Source organism: Aeromonas aquatica (assembly GCF_000764655.1).
Classification (GTDB): Bacteria; Pseudomonadota; Gammaproteobacteria; order Enterobacterales; family Aeromonadaceae; genus Aeromonas; species Aeromonas aquatica.
The window spans coordinates 1-14,337 of the sequence record NZ_JRGL01000029.1; the positions used below are offsets into that span (position 1 = coordinate 1).

The following is a 14,337-nucleotide window of genomic DNA, read 5'->3' on the forward strand; positions in this document are numbered from 1 at the left end:
CTCCAGATAGTGATACCGCCGATGGTCGTTGGGACTGGCATGTGGGCTCATTAGGGCTGACTCGCGGTGAATTTATTTGAATTTAAACATGATTATCGACCCCGCTATCTCACGAGGCAAACCCTTTTCTGAGAGGTAGCGCAATTGTTTCCCCCCGCATGGCGGGGTAAGATTCTCCCGCTATTTAAACAGGCCCCCTGGGCGAGGTTGTAATGAAGATCTACATCATGCGTCATGGCCAGGCTGGCATGAATGCAAAAACCGATGAGCTGCGCCCACTGACCGAGCAGGGTATCGAAGAGTCCATCCACATGGCTCGTTGGCTGGCTCCCCAGCTGGCAGACTCCCTGAGCCTGGTGCTCCACAGCAACTACTTGCGAGCCAGACAAACCTGGCAGGCCATCGCCCCCGAGCTGCCCGAGGCCGCCATGGTCGAGGAGAGCGGCGAGATCACCCCCTATGGCGATCCGGTGTTCATCGCCAGCTACCTCGGTGCGCTCGCGGCGCAGCACGACAGCATCCTGCTGGTCAGCCACCTGCCACTGGTGGGTTATCTGGTGCAGAGCCTCTGCCCGGCGGCGGGTGCTCCCATGTTTGCCACCTCGGGTCTTGCCTGTATCGAGTGGCAAAATGGCAAGGGGGTATTGCTCTGGTTGGAAGGACCACATACAATACGCTAAAAGTTAATAAAAAGTTACGAATTGGTTTTTTTGGGATGAGATAGGCGGTATTTCCGGTTTTTTATACAAATTTAACGGAATTATTTCGCAGAAGCTGCTGTCATACGGATACAACTGCAAGAGGTTGCAAACGATGAGAGTATTCAAGAAGTACCTGCCGCTGATGGTGGCAAAGCATGTCAAAACCTTCTTCAAGGGACGAATTTACATCCACGGCAGGGGGCGCTTCGATTTCCAGTCGGGCTTATTGATGATGCCATTGCAAGCCGACATTCCCCACCGCCAGACGGTGCTCGAGGTGAACGAACTCATTTCGAGACTGCACATGGACGCGGCTTGATCCCCTCGTCAGCAGGATGATCCTCCCCATGCCCGCCTCAGTGCGGGCATGATTGTTTTTGGGCCCTGAACGAGGGTTATGGCTCTGTTTGATGCCGTTTTTGACTGACTTTGTCGACCCCCGTAGGTGATGCTTGCTTATCCCGTTTGCCTCTCTATACTCCCGCGAAATACCCGCTATTTCGTTCTGGATATCGCAATGCCCCTTGCCTTTCTGTTTCCTTTCTCCTGCATGGCTATCTGGGCCGGCAACGGCATCGTCAGCAAGCTGGCGGTGGGGATACTCTCGCCGGCCGCGCTGGCCTGGTCGCGCTGGATGGTGGCGGCCATCATTCTCACCCCCTTCCTGGCACAGCGGGTCTGGCGTGAGCGCGCCAAGCTGCGGGCCGGTTTTTACCAGCTGGCCATGCTGGCGCTGCTCGGCATGGTGCTGAACCAGACCTTCGGTTACTACGCAGCCCAGACCCTGGGGGCCACCGAGATCGGCTTGATGATGGGCCTGACGCCGCTGATGACGGTGCTGCTCAGCATCTGGCTGCTGCGAGAGCGCCCGACCTGGGGCGCCCTGCTCGGGGGCGTCATCTCCCTCTTCGGGCTGGCCATCCTGCTCGGGCAGGGGGATCCTGGCCGGTTGTTTACCCAGGGCATCCACCAGGGTTACGTCTACATGCTGCTGTCGGCGGCGACCTATGCGCTCTACAGCGTGCTGCTCAAGCGCTGGGATCTGGGGCTCGACAACTGGTCCATGCTCTACGGCCAGGTGCTATGCAGCCTGCTGTTCCTCACCCCCTTCTACCTGCTGGTGGATGGCCACTGGCCCGATGGCAGCGCGCTCTGGCTCATCCTCTATGCGGGGATCCCGACCTCGGCGCTCTCTCCCTGGCTCTGGATGCAGGGCATAGCGCTGCTCGGGGCGAGCCGCACCGCCATCTTCATGAACCTGCTGCCGGTGATGACGGCGGCGCTGGCCATCAGCTTGCTGGGCGAAACGCTGACCAGCTATCACCTGATCGGCGGCGGCATGACGCTGTTGGGGGTCTTGCTGGCCCAATTGCTGGTCAAACCCGTGGTGGTGCGGCGACGGGCCAGGCTGGCGGTGGCCACTTGCCGGGAAGATTGAACGAAAAAGACCGCCTTGGAGGCGGTCTTTTTGGATCCGGGTCTTGGGTCCGGATGCCGGGCTATTGCGCCGTCAGATAGAGATCTTTCGAATACACCAGATCTTGCGGGTTGTGGTAGGGGTAGCCCTTGACGTTGGGCTTGAGCAGCCGTGACTTGACGTAGAAATAGACGGGGGCGATGGGGGCTTCCTCGTCGATCAGCGCCTCGGCCTGCTGATAGAGCCGGTTGCGCTCGGCCGGATCCTGGGAGTCATGGGCCTTGGCCAGCAGGGCGTCATACTGCTTGTTGAACCACTTGCCGCTGTTGGCGCTGCTGCTGGAGGTCATGATGTCGAGGAAGGTGGAGGCATCGTTGTAATCCCCGTTCCAGGCGTAGCGGCTGACCACGAAATCCCCCTCGTTGAGCACCGACACCATGGTCTTCCACTCCATGTTGTTGAGCTCCGCCTTGACCCCCAGGTTGCGTTTCCACATGGAGGAGATGGCCAGCGCTATCTTCTTGTGCCCCTCGTTGGTGTTGTAGAGGATATCCACATCCAGCGGCTTGTCGGGGCCGTAGCCCGCCTCCGCCAGCAAGGTCTTGGCCCTGGCTATCCTCTCCTCCTTGCTCATCAGCTCGCTGGCGGGGCGCTTGAGCTCGAAGCCGTCTACGCTCGGCGGTGTCAGGCTGAAGGCCGGCAGTTGCCCCTGTCCCAGGATCTTCTCGGTGATGGTGCTCCGATCGATGGCCAGGGAGAGCGCCTTGCGCACCTTGGGGTTGTCGAAGGGTTTGCGCTGGGTGTTGAACACGTAGTAATAGGTCGAGAGCAAGGGGGCGCTGACCAGCTCTTCGGGGCTTTGGCTCTTGAGCTGCTGATACTGCTCGAGCGGATAGGTGGTGTAGTGCAACTCGCTGGCGCGGTAGCGGTTGTAAGCGGCGGTCTCGGAGACGATCTCCAGATAGACCACCTTGTTCAGCACCGTATGCTGGTTGTCCCAGTAGTGGGGATTGCGCTCGGCAACCAGTTGCTCGTTCGGGGTCCACTCCTTCAGCACGAAGGCGCCGTTGGAGACGATGTTGCCCGGTTTGACCCACTCGTGGCCGAACTTCTCGATGGTCGCCCTGGGGGCCGGGAAGGTGGTGTAGTGGGCCAGGGTCTTCAGGAAGAAGGGCACCGGCTTTGCCAGGGTGATCTGCAGGGTGTGGGCATCCAGGGCCTTGATGCCGAGGGTCTCGGGCTTGGCCTTGCCCTGGATCACCTCGCCGGCATGGGCCACCCCGGTCAGCTCGATGAACCAGGCGTAGTTGGAGGCGTTTTTGGGATCCGCCGCCCGCTGCCAGCCATAGACATAGTCCGCCGCGGTGACCGGCTCACCGTTTGACCACTTGGCGTCGGGTCTGAGCTTGAAGGTATAGACGGTGCCCGTGGGATCGAGCTCGTAACCGAGGGCCCCCGCAGCCAGCAGCTTGCCGTTGCCATCCAGGGTGTAGAGCCCCTCGAACAGATCGTTGACGATGTCGCTGCCAGAGCTCTCTTCCACCATTTGGGGGTCGATGGAGCCTGGCTCTGCGCCGATATTGCGTACGAAGGTCTGCTGCGCAGCGGGGAGTAATTGGGTGCCGGCAGGCACCTGGGCCCCCAGAGCGGGGAGGGAGATCAGGGCGGCAACCGTGCCGGCGATGAGAGTCCTTTTCATTGAATATCCTTATGTTTTTTTGCTTCCAAAGCCTGGCCAGTGTGCGGGATCGATGGGGAGATCTCAAGGGGGGCGGGCGCGGGATCCCCTGGCTCGACCGTATGGGGGGAGGCGGGTCAAACGGTGTGAGCGTTGTGCATTCTTGTCACGAATTAACATACAAAAAGAGGTCGATTGAGCCCTGTTTTTTGCCAGTTCATCCCGCTTTCAGGAGGCAAACTGGCGATTTATACGCCGTCTTAATTCGCTGCAAAAACAAAAAACAACCGTTACATTAGGTTACAAAATGACGCTGCCGAGGTTCGGCACTTTTTTTGCCGACACTTGCAAACGTTTTCAACGCCAACGGAAACGCTCCTAAAGGAACAAGAATGCGAAACATGATCACCATGGGCGAGTTCATCGTCAAAAAGCAGGCGGACTACCCTACCGCGACCGGCGAGCTGACCTCTTTGCTCAGCTCCATTCGTCTGGCTGCCAAGGTGGTGAACCGGGAGATCAACAAGGCGGGGCTGGCGGACATCATCGGCTCCATGGGGGCCGAAAACGTGCAGGGCGAGGTGCAGCAGAAGCTGGACGTCTACGCCAACGAGCGCTTCAAGGCGGCGCTGGAGGCGCGCGGCGAGGTGTGTGGCATGGCGTCCGAAGAGGAAGAGGACTTCGTCTCCTTCGATTCCGAGCTCTCCCGCCACTCCAAATACGTGGTGCTGATCGACCCCCTCGATGGCTCCTCCAACATCGATGTCAACGTCTCGGTCGGCACCATCTTCTCCATCTATCGTCGGGTCAGCACCCCGGGTGCCGGCGTGACCCTGGAGGACTTCCTGCAGCCGGGCAACCGTCAGGTCGCCGCCGGTTACGTGGTGTACGGCTCCTCCACCATGCTGGTCTACACCACTGGCTTTGGGGTCAACGGCTTCACCTACGATCCCTCCATCGGTTGTTTCTGCCTCTCCCACGAGAACATCCGTATCCCGGAGGAGGGCAAGATCTACTCCATCAACGAGGGCAACTACATCAAGTTCCCGGACGGGGTGAAGAAGTACCTCAAATACTGCCAGGAGCGGGACGAGGCGACCCACAGGCCCTACACCTCCCGCTACATCGGCTCCCTGGTGTCGGATTTCCACCGCAACCTGCTCAAGGGCGGCATCTACATCTATCCGTCCGGTACCAACTCCCCGAATGGCAAGCTTCGCCTGCTCTACGAGTGCAACCCCATGGCGTTTTTGGTGGAGCAGGCGGGCGGCAAGGCGTCAGACGGTTTCGGCCGCATCATGGATGTGCAACCCACCGCGCTGCACCAGCGCACCCCCTACTTCGTCGGCTCCACCAAGATGGTGGAGCGGGCCGAGGCCTTCATGCGGGAGTTCTCCGCCCACGAGGATCCGGCCAACCAGGGCTGATCTCCGGCTGAGAGCGGTGCGCATCGCATAAAAAACGGGAGCCATTATGGCTCCCGTTTTGTTTCGTGCTCGTCGACTACAGGCTGTTGTTGGCGAGATCCGTCAGCAGGCTGTCCACCAGCTTCAACCGCATGGCCCTGTCCTGGTTCGGCACCAGGAAGCGCAAGCGGGTCGGCCCGTCCATCTTGTAGATGCGCGGTTGCTCCGAGAGCAGCCTGACCAGGTAGCCCGGGTTGACCCTGGTGTCCTGGTTGAAGTCCAGATAACCGCCGCGCTCGCTCATCTCCACCCGGCGAATGCCGAGCGCCGTGGCACGCTGGCGGAAGGCCGCGATCTCCATGAGCGTCTTGGTCGGCTCCGGCAGCAGGCCGAAGCGGTCGATCAGCTCCACCTTCAGCTCCCGCAGCTCCTGCTCGTCGGCGGCGCTGGCGATGCGCTTGTACATGGAGAGCCGCATGTTGACGTCCGGGATGTAGTCGTCCGGCAACAGGGCCGGCAGGCGCAGCTCCACCTCGGTGTGCTGGCTCATCAACTGCTCAAGGGACGGCTCTTTGCCGTTCTTGAGCGCCTCGACCGCCTGCTCCAGCAGCTCCATGTAGAGGGTGAAACCGATCGACTCTATCTGGCCGCTCTGATCGTCGCCGAGCAGCTCGCCCGCGCCGCGGATCTCCAGATCGTGGGTGGCCAGCGCGAAGCCGGCGCCGAGATCCTCGAGGGAGGCGATGGCTTCCAGCCGCTTGATGGCATCCTTGGTCATCAGCTTGGGATGGGGGGTGAGCAAATAGGCATAGGCCTGGTGGTGGGAGCGACCAACCCGGCCCCGCAGCTGGTGCAACTGGGCCAGTCCCAGGTGATCGGCGCGATCCATGATGATGGTGTTGGCGCTCGGCACGTCGATGCCGGTCTCGATGATGGTGGTGCAGACCAGCAGGTTGAAGCGCTGATGGTAGAAGTCCGACATGATGCGTTCGAGGTCGCGCTCGCGCATCTGGCCGTGGGCGATGCCGATGCGCGCCTCCGGCACCAGCTCGGCGAGATCGCCGGCGCACTTCTCGATGCTTTCCACGTCGTTGTGCAGGTAGTAGACCTGACCACCGCGCTTGAGCTCCCGCAGCACCGCCTCGCGGGTGACCGCCGGCTCCTGCTGGCGCACGAAGGTCTTGATGGCGAGCCGCTTGGCCGGCGGGGTGGCGATGATGGAGAGATCCCGCATGCCGGACATGGCCATGTTGAGGGTGCGCGGGATCGGCGTCGCCGTGAGGGTGAGGATGTCCACGTCGGCCCGCAGCGCTTTTATCTTCTCCTTCTGGCGCACCCCGAATCTGTGCTCCTCGTCGACGACGAGCAGCCCCAGATCCTTGAAGGTGAGCTCGGAGCCCAGCAGCTTGTGGGTGCCGATGATGATGTCCACCTTGCCCTCGCGCAGCTCTTTGAGCACGGCGGTCTGCTCCTTGGCGGAGCGGAAGCGGCTCAGCACCTCGACCCGCACCGGCCAGTTCGCGAAGCGATCGCGGAAGTTGTCGTAGTGTTGCTGGGCCAAGAGGGTGGTGGGTACCAGCACCGCCACCTGCTTGCCGCCGTGCACCGCCACAAACGCCGCCCGCATCGCCACCTCGGTCTTGCCAAAGCCCACGTCGCCGCACACCAGTCTGTCCATGCTCTTGGCCTGGCACATGTCCCCCAGCACCGCATTGATGGCGTTGAGCTGATCCTCGGTCTCCTCGAACGGGAAGCCGGCGGCAAACTGACGGTAGGCCTCCTTGTCGTGCTTGAAGGCAAAGCCCTTGCGGGCGGCGCGCAGGGCGTAGACGTCCAGCAGCTCGGCCGCCACGTCGCGGATCTTCTCCGCCGCCTTGCGCCGCGCCTTGGTCCAGGCCTCGCCGCCGAGCTTGTGGCTGGGCGGATTGTCCGACCCGGTATAGCGGCTGATCAGGTGCAAGTTGGTGACCGGCACGAACAGCTTGTCGCCACCGGCGTATTCCAGGGTCAGGAACTCGGTGGGCAGGCCGCCGGCATCCAGGGTCTCGAGGCCGAGATAGCGACCGACCCCGTGATCCAGGTGCACCACCGGCTGGCCCTGAGTCAGCTCGCCCAGGTTGCGGATCACCGCATCCGAGCTCAGGTTCTTGCTCTTCTCCCGCTGCCGTTTGCTGCGGATCTTGCCGCCAAGCAGCTCGGTCTCGGTGATGAGCGCCAGCTCATCCTGACCGGGTTCTTGCAGCAGGAAGCCGCGCTCCAGCGGGCTGACCAGCAGACCGTGGCGGGCCTGGCTCGCCAGGAAGGCGTCCAGGGAGGGGAACTCCTTGGGTTGCAGCGCGATGCGCGCCAGCAGATCGCCGAGCACCTCGCGCCGCCCCTCGGACTCCACCGCAAACAGGGTGCGGCCGCTAAATCCTTGCAGGAATTTATCCAGCGTCAGCAGCGGCAGCTCCTTGCTGTGATCCAGCTGCAAGTCGGGCAGGGGGGCCGTGGCCAGATTGTGCTGACCGGCGCCGCCGTCGGTGGGCTCCGCCTGCAGCCGCACAGCGCCGTATTGGCCGAGCGCCGCAAACAGCTGCTCCACCGGCAGATAGATCTGCTGGGGTGGCAGCAAGGGACGGGTGTTATCCCAGCGTCTGTCCTCGTAGCGCTGGCCAATATCGTTCCAGAAACGCTGGGCGGCAGGATAAATCTCTCCCACCGTGATCAGCAGGGTATTGTCCGGCAGGTAGTCAAACAGGCTGGCGGTCTGCTGGAAGAAGAGCGGCAGATAGTATTCGATGCCGGCGGGCCAGCGCCCCTTGCTCACCTCCTGATAGACGGAGCCCTCGACACGGGACAGCTCGAACTGCTCCCGATACTGGCCACGGAACAACTCGATGGCCCCTTCGTCGGTGGGAAACTCCCGGGCGGGCAACAGGCTCACCGACGTGACCGGCTCACTGGAGCGCTGGGTCTCGGGATCGAAGGGACGGATGGAGTCCACCTCGTCATCGAAGAAGTCGATACGATAGGGGCTGTTGCTGCCCATGGGGAAGAGATCCAGCAAGGAGCCGCGGGCGGCAAACTCACCGTGCTCCAGCACCTGCTCCACCGCCACGTAGCCGGCCTCGGCCAGGCGTCCCCGCAACTGTTGCAGGTTGAGGCGTTGGCCCGCTTTCACCAGCAGGCTGTATTTGTCGAGATAGACCTGGGGGGCGCAGCGCAGCATCAGGGTGGAGATGGGCACGATCAGCACCCCGTTGCTCATCTGCGGCAGCTTGTAGAGGGTTTCGAGCCGCTGGGAGATGATGTCCTGATGGGGGGAGAAGGTGTCGTAGGGCAGGGTTTCCCAGTCCGGGAACAGCAGCACGGGGCAGCCCTTGTCGGCCAGCAGGTGCTGCAGTTCCTGCTCGAGGCGCAGCGCACTCGGGGTATCGGCGGTCACCAGCAGGACGGGGCGGTCGGCCTCGGCGGTGAGGCGGGCGGCAACCAGCGCCAGGCTGCTGCCGGCCAGCTGGCCGAGCGTTAACTTGTGGCCCGCTTTGGCGGGCAAGGCGGGGAGTGTCATTGGCATCATCGGATTCTTTTAACGTTGATCTTGGCGGTTGTTAGCGCTGACGCTCTTGGGCACGCAGCTTGAGCTGTTTCGATTGCACATGCAGGCTGGCGCGTACCAGCAGTTCCCGGTCATCTTCACGGATGCGGGCATAGTCGAGCAATACATGGGTGCCGTGTTCGCCAGACTCAAGGTGTTTGACTTCGGCATAGCAGTAGACGGCGGCCGCCTCTTCCCGCAGGAAGATCTTGAGCCGCACTAGCTGGTGGAGCTGTGGCAGCTCGCCGTGGCCCTGGCGCGGGTGCAGATAGGTGAGCTGGCCGGCGCCAAAGCGCAGGGTGTGGAAGCGATGCTCGGGGTGATCCTGCGCCGCCAGCACATAGCCCATGATCATGTCGATCTTGCGGGACTGCTGGTTGATGATCTCCACCAGATCGTGCATCGATTCGAGCTGGTTGCGCAGCAGACGGCTGTTGACCAGATCGATAGAGGTGATGGCGGAGGCGATGCGAAAGGGCTCGGGCAATTCGGCGTCCAGCGCCTCCAATGTCGGCAGGTGAAAGTCGGCCGGCATGGGGATCACATTGACCGGCGTGGCGTGGGTGACGCTGAAGAACTGTTCCTGCATGGAGGCTATCCCTTGTTGTCATAGTCTGTTTGGCTTTATTATCCGGCATCTTATTTTGTTGGCAACGTAGATATCCTTGAAGACTGGACTTTTTCAGCCACTATCGCTGGCCATAGGCCTTCGCTACGCAGGCTCGCGACGCAGTAACCGCTTCGTCTCCTTCATCTCCCTGTTTTCCACCTTCGGCATCGCCATCGGGGTCGCCGCCCTGATGGTGGTCATCTCGGTGATGAACGGCTTCGAGGGGCAGCTCAAGGGCCGTATCCTCGGGGTGATCCCCCATGTGGTGGTGACCAATCCGGCGGGGCGCATCGATGCGGCGCCCGCAGGCCTGCCCGACTTGGCCAAGCTGCCCCACGTGGTCGCCCATGCCCCCATGCTCGACAGCGAAGGCATGTTGCAGAGCCCGGGGCAGCTCACCGGCGTCAGCGTGCAGGGCATAGATCCGGCGCATTGGCCCAAGGATGACATCCTCCATGCCCAGATGCTGGGGGGGCGCCTCAACAGCCTGCAGCGCGGTGAATACCACATCGTGCTGGGGCAGGGGGTCGCCAACCGTCTCAAGGTGTCGATCGGTGACGAGGTACGTCTCATCCTGACCGAAGGCACCCGCTTCACTCCCTTTGGCCGGGTACCGGCCCAGCGTCTGTTCACCGTCTCCGGCATCTTCGGGGTCGGCGCCGACGTGGATAGCCAGGTGGCGCTGATCGCGCTCGGCGACGCCCAGCGCATGCTGCGCCTGCCCGAGGGCACCGTCGGTGGCATTCGCCTCTGGCTGGATGATCCTTTCGCCGCCGATCAGGTGATCAAGACGCCGTTGCCGGACGGGTTGGAGTGGCAGGACTGGCGCCGCGAGCGCGGTGAGCTGTTCCAGGCGGTGGCCATGGAGAAACGCATGATGGGGCTGATGCTGGTGCTGATCATCGCGGTCGCCACCTTCAACATCCTCTCCGCCCTGGTGATGGTGGTCACCGACAAGGAGGGAGAAGTCGCCATCCTGCGCACCATGGGCATGAGCGAGTCTGGCATCGTCAAGATCTTCATGGTGCTGGGTGCATCCAGCGGCGTCATCGGCGCCCTGTTCGGTGGCCTGGCGGGGCTGGCGCTCTCCCTGGGTCTCAACCCCTTGCTCGATGCGGTGGGTCTCAACCTCTATATGGCCGCCGGCGGCTCGGGCCTGCCGGTCATCGTCGAGCCCGCTCAGGTCATCACCATCCTGCTTGGCGCCGTGCTGCTCAGCTTCAGTGCCACCCTCTATCCGGCGGCCCGTGCGGCCCGGGTGAAACCGGCCGAGGCATTACGTTATGAATAGCGCCCTGAACAATTCATCTTCTGTTGTAACATCCCCCCGAAGTGGAGTCCTCTCTATGAATGAACCTTTGCTGCGCTGCGAGGCCCTGAATCATGTCTATCAAGAGGGCAATCTCGAGACGCAAGTGCTCAAGGGGATAGACTTGTCCGTGGCCCCCGGCGAGATGCTGGCGGTGGTGGGCAGCTCGGGATCGGGCAAGACCACCCTGCTGCACCTGATGGGGGCGCTCGACAACCCCTCCAGCGGCGCCGTGCTGTTCAAGGGGCAGGACATCCATCACTGGGACAGCCGTACCCAGGCGAGATTCCGCAATCAGGAGCTGGGGTTTGTGTATCAGTTCCACCACCTGCTCGCCGAGTTCACCGCGCTGGAGAACACCGCCATGCCGCTGCTGATCGCCGGTGAATCGGTGGCCAGTGCCAGCGAGAAGGCGACCCGGATGCTGGGGCGGGTTGGGCTCTCCCATCGCCTGCATCACAGACCGTCCGAGCTCTCCGGTGGCGAACGCCAGCGGGTGGCCATCGCCCGTGCCCTGGTTAACGAGCCGAGCCTGGTGCTGGCGGATGAGCCCACCGGCAACCTGGATCACGCCAGTGCCACCGCCGTCTATGAGCTGCTGTGCGAGCTGAACCGGGAGCTGGGCACCGCCTTCGTGGTGGTCACCCATGACTTGAGCCTGGCCGCCAAGCTGCACCGGCGGGTGACCCTGGTGAGCGGCATCATGGCGGAGGTCGCCTGATGTTCAAGCCGCTGCCCCTGTTTCTGGGCCTGCGTTACAGCCGCTCCCGCCGTCGCAACGGCTTCATCGCCTTCATCTCGGCCTCCTCCCTCATCGGCATCGCCCTCGGGGTGATGGCGCTGATCCTCGGCCTCTCCGCCATGAACGGCTTCGAGCGCGAGCTCAAGAACCGGGTACTCTCGGTGGTGCCTCACGGCGAGCTCGTGGGCATGGAGGCACCGCTGCCCGATTGGCCCAGGCTGCGAGATTACCTGCTGGCCCAGCCCGGCATCGAAGCCGCCGCCCCCGTCATCCGTCTCGATGGCCTGCTGGAGCACGGCTCCGCCTTGAAGGGCGTGCAACTGCGCGCCGTGCTGCCGGAGCTGGAGGCGAACCTGTCGGACGCGGGCAAGTACATGACGGGCCGCGGTCTGCGCGAGTTGCAACCGGGCGAGCAGGGGGTGATCCTCGGCAAGACCATCGCCGACAAACTGGGCGTCGCCATTGGTGACACCGTCGCCCTGCTGCTGCCGCAGGGGGGGGATGCCGCGGGCATCAAGAACCCCAAGCGGGAGGCGCTCAAGGTGGTGGGGCTGTTGGAGATCGGCGGCCAACTCGACGGCCTGCTCGGCTTTATGCACCTGACCGATGCCCAGGCCATCACCGGCATGGGCAGCGCGGTGGAGGGCTTCAGCCTCAAGGTCAATGATGTGCTCAAGGCGCAGTCCATCACGGTGGCGGCGGCGAGCAAGTTCCCGCACTACGTCTACATCAGCAGTTGGATGAGCCGTCAGGGCTACCTCTATCAAGACATCCAGATGGTGCGCACCGTCATGTACGTGGTGATGCTGATGGTGGTGGCGGTGGCCTGCTTCAACATTGTCTCCACTCTGGTGATGGCGGTGAACGAGAAGCGCAGCGAGATCGCCATCCTCAAGACCATGGGGGCGAGCCCCGGCCAGATCCGGCTCACCTTCGTCATCCAGGGCATGGTGAACGGGGTGGCGGGCGCCTTGCTCGGGGCCCTGCTCGGCGGCCTGCTGTCGAGCAAGCTGACCCAGATCCTGAGCGTTATCGAAAAGCTCATCGGCCATCGCTTCCTCAACCCGGATATCTACTTCATCGACTTCCTGCCAACCGAATTGCACCTGCAGGATCTGGTGATTGTGACCAGTGCCGCTATCCTGATGAGCCTGCTGGCGACCCTCTACCCCGCCTGGCGGGCGAGCGGTCTGGTGCCGTCCCGGGAGTTGGGGCACTGAATGCCAGTGGTGACATGACAACAGATGACATAACAAAAAGGGCCCGTCGGGGCCCTTTGTTTTGGATGAACAAAAGAAGTTTGCTTTGCGTTTAGGCTACCTGAAGGCTCGATTCAATGCAGGAATGCTTAAAGGCAGTGTTAGTGCGCATTCAATTCATCGAGAGGCAGTGAGAAACTCGCCACGAACACATCGATAAAGTAGCGCATGGCCGGGTTCATCCGTGCGTCCAGCATCTGCTCAAGCCGCTTGCGGGCGGGCTCAAACTCCCGGTTGCCGGCATTGATCTCCTCCAGACACTTGGTATAGGCGCAGAGGGTATCCGCATCCTTCACCAGCTTCGCGAGATCGCCGTCCTGGGCGTCCGATTGTACGCGAGAGTCGAGCAGGGGACGAAAGTCCTCGATGAGCTCCGGCGGCAGCATCCCCAGCAGGCGCTGCTCGGCCGCGAGCTCTATCTTCTTGTATTCACGGGCTATCTCGGGGTTGAAATACTTGACGGGGGTGGGAAGGTCACCGGTCAGCACCTCGCTGCTGTCGTGGTAGAGCGCCATCACGGCGGCGCGGTTGGCATCGACATTCCCTTCAAACAACCGGTTGCTGATGACCCCGAGGGCGTGGGCTACCATGGCGACCTGCAGGCTATGCTCGGCGATGTTTTCGGGCTGGATGTTGCGCATCAGGGGCCAGCGGTAGATGAGCCGCATACGGGCGAGGTTGGCGAAGAAGTGGCTGGGCAGCATGAAGACCTCGAGAGATGACAATGAAAAGGGCAGACCCTAGTCTGCCCTTTTTTTCACGTCGGTTCACGTCTTGGCTGTCAGCGGATATAGCGACCGGATTCGGCCTCGTGGTTGGTCACTATCATCTGGCCGATGGGGGCCAGCGCTATCAAGGCGAGCTTGAGGTGCTGGATGCCGAACGGGATGCCGATGATGGTGACGAAGCAGGCGAGGGCCGAGGCGATGTGGCCGATGGCGAGCCAGACCCCGATCACCAGGAACCAGAGGATGTTGCCGACGAGCCCCAGGGCGCCGGTGCCGATGTCGCTCTGGCCGGTCATGGACTTGCGGCTCACCGCCTGCTTGCCGAACGGGAAGAAGGTGAAGGTGCCGATGACGAAGCAGGCGCGTCCCCAGGGGATCCCGATGAGGGACACGAAGCAGAGCAGCCCGGCCAGCCACCAGGCCAGCCCCATGAAGACGCCCCCCAGCACAAACCAGATCAGGTTAAACAAGAAGCGAAAAAAGGACATTTGGGTCACTCCAGACTCATAAGTTGGTTGTCACCATAGCGATCCGTACTCGGGGACGCAATGGCTGATGCGAGAAGGTAGACAATTTGGGTCGCAGCCCCCCAAGAGAGGGGGGCTTGGTGGCGATGTGGATGAAAAAAACCGGGACTTGGCCACAAAAGAGTGAGCAAGTGCAAAATATTGCTAATCCGTTACTTGAACTCGGCGCCCGCTTTCCCCATATAGAGGGCAGTCTTGCGCAAATTGTGCTGTCTGTGCCCCGGATGGGGGATGTGCGGCTCGACGCGACCAATGTGCGCCGCTATAATGTCGCGTCATATTTTCTCATCACAAAGACAGTCGTTGTCTTTATAAACAGGAAGACTCCGGGCTTTGCCCAGGGGCAATAAAGGGTCAGCACACAGTGCTGAGTTGAACGAGGT

The 14,337-nt window shown here is 62.1% G+C and carries 13 protein-coding genes; 8 read left to right on the top strand and 5 right to left on the bottom strand.

Annotation, left to right across the window (positions count from 1 at the left end; all coding sequences use genetic code 11):
- The first annotated feature begins 212 nt into the window (after window positions 1-212).
- The 3 genes from sixA to LG30_RS0106655 all read left to right on the top strand — a co-directional run bounded on the left by sixA (window position 213) and on the right by LG30_RS0106655 (window position 2,139).
- Complete coding sequence (sixA, locus tag LG30_RS0106645; protein WP_033129941.1) at window positions 213-680, top strand: phosphohistidine phosphatase SixA; 468 nt, start codon at window positions 213-215, stop codon at window positions 678-680.
- Between the two features lie 133 nt (window positions 681-813).
- Window positions 814-1,020 (top strand): DUF1107 domain-containing protein, encoded by a 207-nt coding sequence (locus tag LG30_RS0106650; protein WP_005324080.1) that lies wholly within the window; start codon window positions 814-816, stop codon window positions 1,018-1,020.
- A 198-nt stretch (window positions 1,021-1,218) separates the two neighbouring features.
- Window positions 1,219-2,139 carry a DMT family transporter gene (locus tag LG30_RS0106655; protein ID WP_033129942.1) on the top strand — a complete coding sequence of 307 codons (921 nt, stop codon included), beginning with the start codon at window positions 1,219-1,221 and terminating at the stop codon, window positions 2,137-2,139.
- A gap of 61 nt (window positions 2,140-2,200) precedes the next feature.
- Here LG30_RS0106655 and LG30_RS0106660 read toward each other — a convergent pair whose 3' ends face one another.
- Complete coding sequence (locus tag LG30_RS0106660) at window positions 2,201-3,817, bottom strand: peptide ABC transporter substrate-binding protein (protein WP_033129943.1); 1,617 nt, start codon at window positions 3,815-3,817, stop codon at window positions 2,201-2,203.
- A 371-nt stretch (window positions 3,818-4,188) separates the two neighbouring features.
- Here LG30_RS0106660 and fbp point away from each other — a divergent pair, with 371 nt between their 5' ends.
- A complete protein-coding gene (gene fbp, locus LG30_RS0106665; protein ID WP_033129944.1) occupies window positions 4,189-5,223 on the top strand; it encodes a class 1 fructose-bisphosphatase in 1,035 nt (344 codons plus the stop codon).
- 76 nt (window positions 5,224-5,299) lie between these two features.
- Here fbp and mfd read toward each other — a convergent pair whose 3' ends face one another.
- Entirely contained in the window at window positions 5,300-8,761 is a 3,462-nt protein-coding gene (mfd, locus tag LG30_RS0106670; RefSeq protein ID WP_033129945.1) for a transcription-repair coupling factor, read from the bottom strand.
- Between the two features lie 31 nt (window positions 8,762-8,792).
- Window positions 8,793-9,368 carry a hypothetical protein gene (locus LG30_RS0106675; RefSeq protein ID WP_033129946.1) on the bottom strand — a complete coding sequence of 192 codons (576 nt, stop codon included), beginning with the start codon at window positions 9,366-9,368 and terminating at the stop codon, window positions 8,793-8,795.
- Between the two features lie 76 nt (window positions 9,369-9,444).
- Here LG30_RS0106675 and LG30_RS0106680 point away from each other — a divergent pair, with 76 nt between their 5' ends.
- From LG30_RS0106680 to lolE, 3 genes are read left to right on the top strand one after another with little or no spacing between them, the layout of a single operon-like run.
- Window positions 9,445-10,680 carry a lipoprotein-releasing ABC transporter permease subunit gene (locus tag LG30_RS0106680; protein WP_033129947.1) on the top strand — a complete coding sequence of 412 codons (1,236 nt, stop codon included), beginning with the start codon at window positions 9,445-9,447 and terminating at the stop codon, window positions 10,678-10,680.
- Between the two features lie 55 nt (window positions 10,681-10,735).
- Entirely contained in the window at window positions 10,736-11,419 is a 684-nt protein-coding gene (lolD, locus tag LG30_RS0106685) for a lipoprotein-releasing ABC transporter ATP-binding protein LolD (RefSeq protein WP_033129948.1), read from the top strand.
- On the top strand, window positions 11,419-12,660 hold the full coding sequence (gene lolE, locus LG30_RS0106690) for a lipoprotein-releasing ABC transporter permease subunit LolE (protein WP_033129949.1): 1,242 nt from the start codon (window positions 11,419-11,421) through the stop codon (window positions 12,658-12,660). Before lolD ends, lolE begins: the two co-directional genes overlap by 1 nt.
- 140 nt (window positions 12,661-12,800) lie before the next feature.
- On the opposite strand, the gene yfbR is transcribed toward lolE, so the two are convergent.
- Together yfbR and LG30_RS0106700 are read right to left on the bottom strand one after the other, a co-directional pair.
- Complete coding sequence (yfbR, locus tag LG30_RS0106695) at window positions 12,801-13,403, bottom strand: 5'-deoxynucleotidase (RefSeq protein ID WP_033129950.1); 603 nt, start codon at window positions 13,401-13,403, stop codon at window positions 12,801-12,803.
- Window positions 13,404-13,480: 77 nt separating this feature from the next.
- A complete protein-coding gene (locus tag LG30_RS0106700) occupies window positions 13,481-13,915 on the bottom strand; it encodes a YccF domain-containing protein (RefSeq protein WP_033129951.1) in 435 nt (144 codons plus the stop codon).
- A 125-nt stretch (window positions 13,916-14,040) separates the two neighbouring features.
- On the opposite strand from LG30_RS0106700, the gene LG30_RS0106705 reads away from it, so the two are divergent.
- Window positions 14,041-14,304 carry a hypothetical protein gene (locus LG30_RS0106705; RefSeq protein ID WP_238566391.1) on the top strand — a complete coding sequence of 88 codons (264 nt, stop codon included), beginning with the start codon at window positions 14,041-14,043 and terminating at the stop codon, window positions 14,302-14,304.
- The last annotated feature ends 33 nt before the right edge of the window (window positions 14,305-14,337 follow it).

Excerpts from the sequence above, each read along its gene's own strand:
- lolD (WP_033129948.1), top strand. The coding sequence starts at position 10,736 with ATGAATGAACCTTTGCTGCGCTGCGAGGCCCTGAATCATGTCTATCAA.
- LG30_RS0106660 (WP_033129943.1), bottom strand. The coding sequence starts at position 3,817 with ATGAAAAGGACTCTCATCGCCGGCACGGTTGCCGCCCTGATCTCCCTC.
- LG30_RS0106675 (WP_033129946.1), bottom strand. The coding sequence starts at position 9,368 with ATGCAGGAACAGTTCTTCAGCGTCACCCACGCCACGCCGGTCAATGTG.
- LG30_RS0106655 (WP_033129942.1), top strand. The coding sequence starts at position 1,219 with ATGCCCCTTGCCTTTCTGTTTCCTTTCTCCTGCATGGCTATCTGGGCC.
- yfbR (WP_033129950.1), bottom strand. The coding sequence starts at position 13,403 with ATGCTGCCCAGCCACTTCTTCGCCAACCTCGCCCGTATGCGGCTCATC.
- fbp (WP_033129944.1), top strand. The coding sequence starts at position 4,189 with ATGCGAAACATGATCACCATGGGCGAGTTCATCGTCAAAAAGCAGGCG.
- mfd (WP_033129945.1), bottom strand. The coding sequence starts at position 8,761 with ATGATGCCAATGACACTCCCCGCCTTGCCCGCCAAAGCGGGCCACAAG.
- LG30_RS0106650 (WP_005324080.1), top strand. The coding sequence starts at position 814 with ATGAGAGTATTCAAGAAGTACCTGCCGCTGATGGTGGCAAAGCATGTC.
- LG30_RS0106705 (WP_238566391.1), top strand. The coding sequence starts at position 14,041 with ATGTGGATGAAAAAAACCGGGACTTGGCCACAAAAGAGTGAGCAAGTG.
- LG30_RS0106700 (WP_033129951.1), bottom strand. The coding sequence starts at position 13,915 with ATGTCCTTTTTTCGCTTCTTGTTTAACCTGATCTGGTTTGTGCTGGGG.
- sixA (WP_033129941.1), top strand. The coding sequence starts at position 213 with ATGAAGATCTACATCATGCGTCATGGCCAGGCTGGCATGAATGCAAAA.
- lolE (WP_033129949.1), top strand. The coding sequence starts at position 11,419 with ATGTTCAAGCCGCTGCCCCTGTTTCTGGGCCTGCGTTACAGCCGCTCC.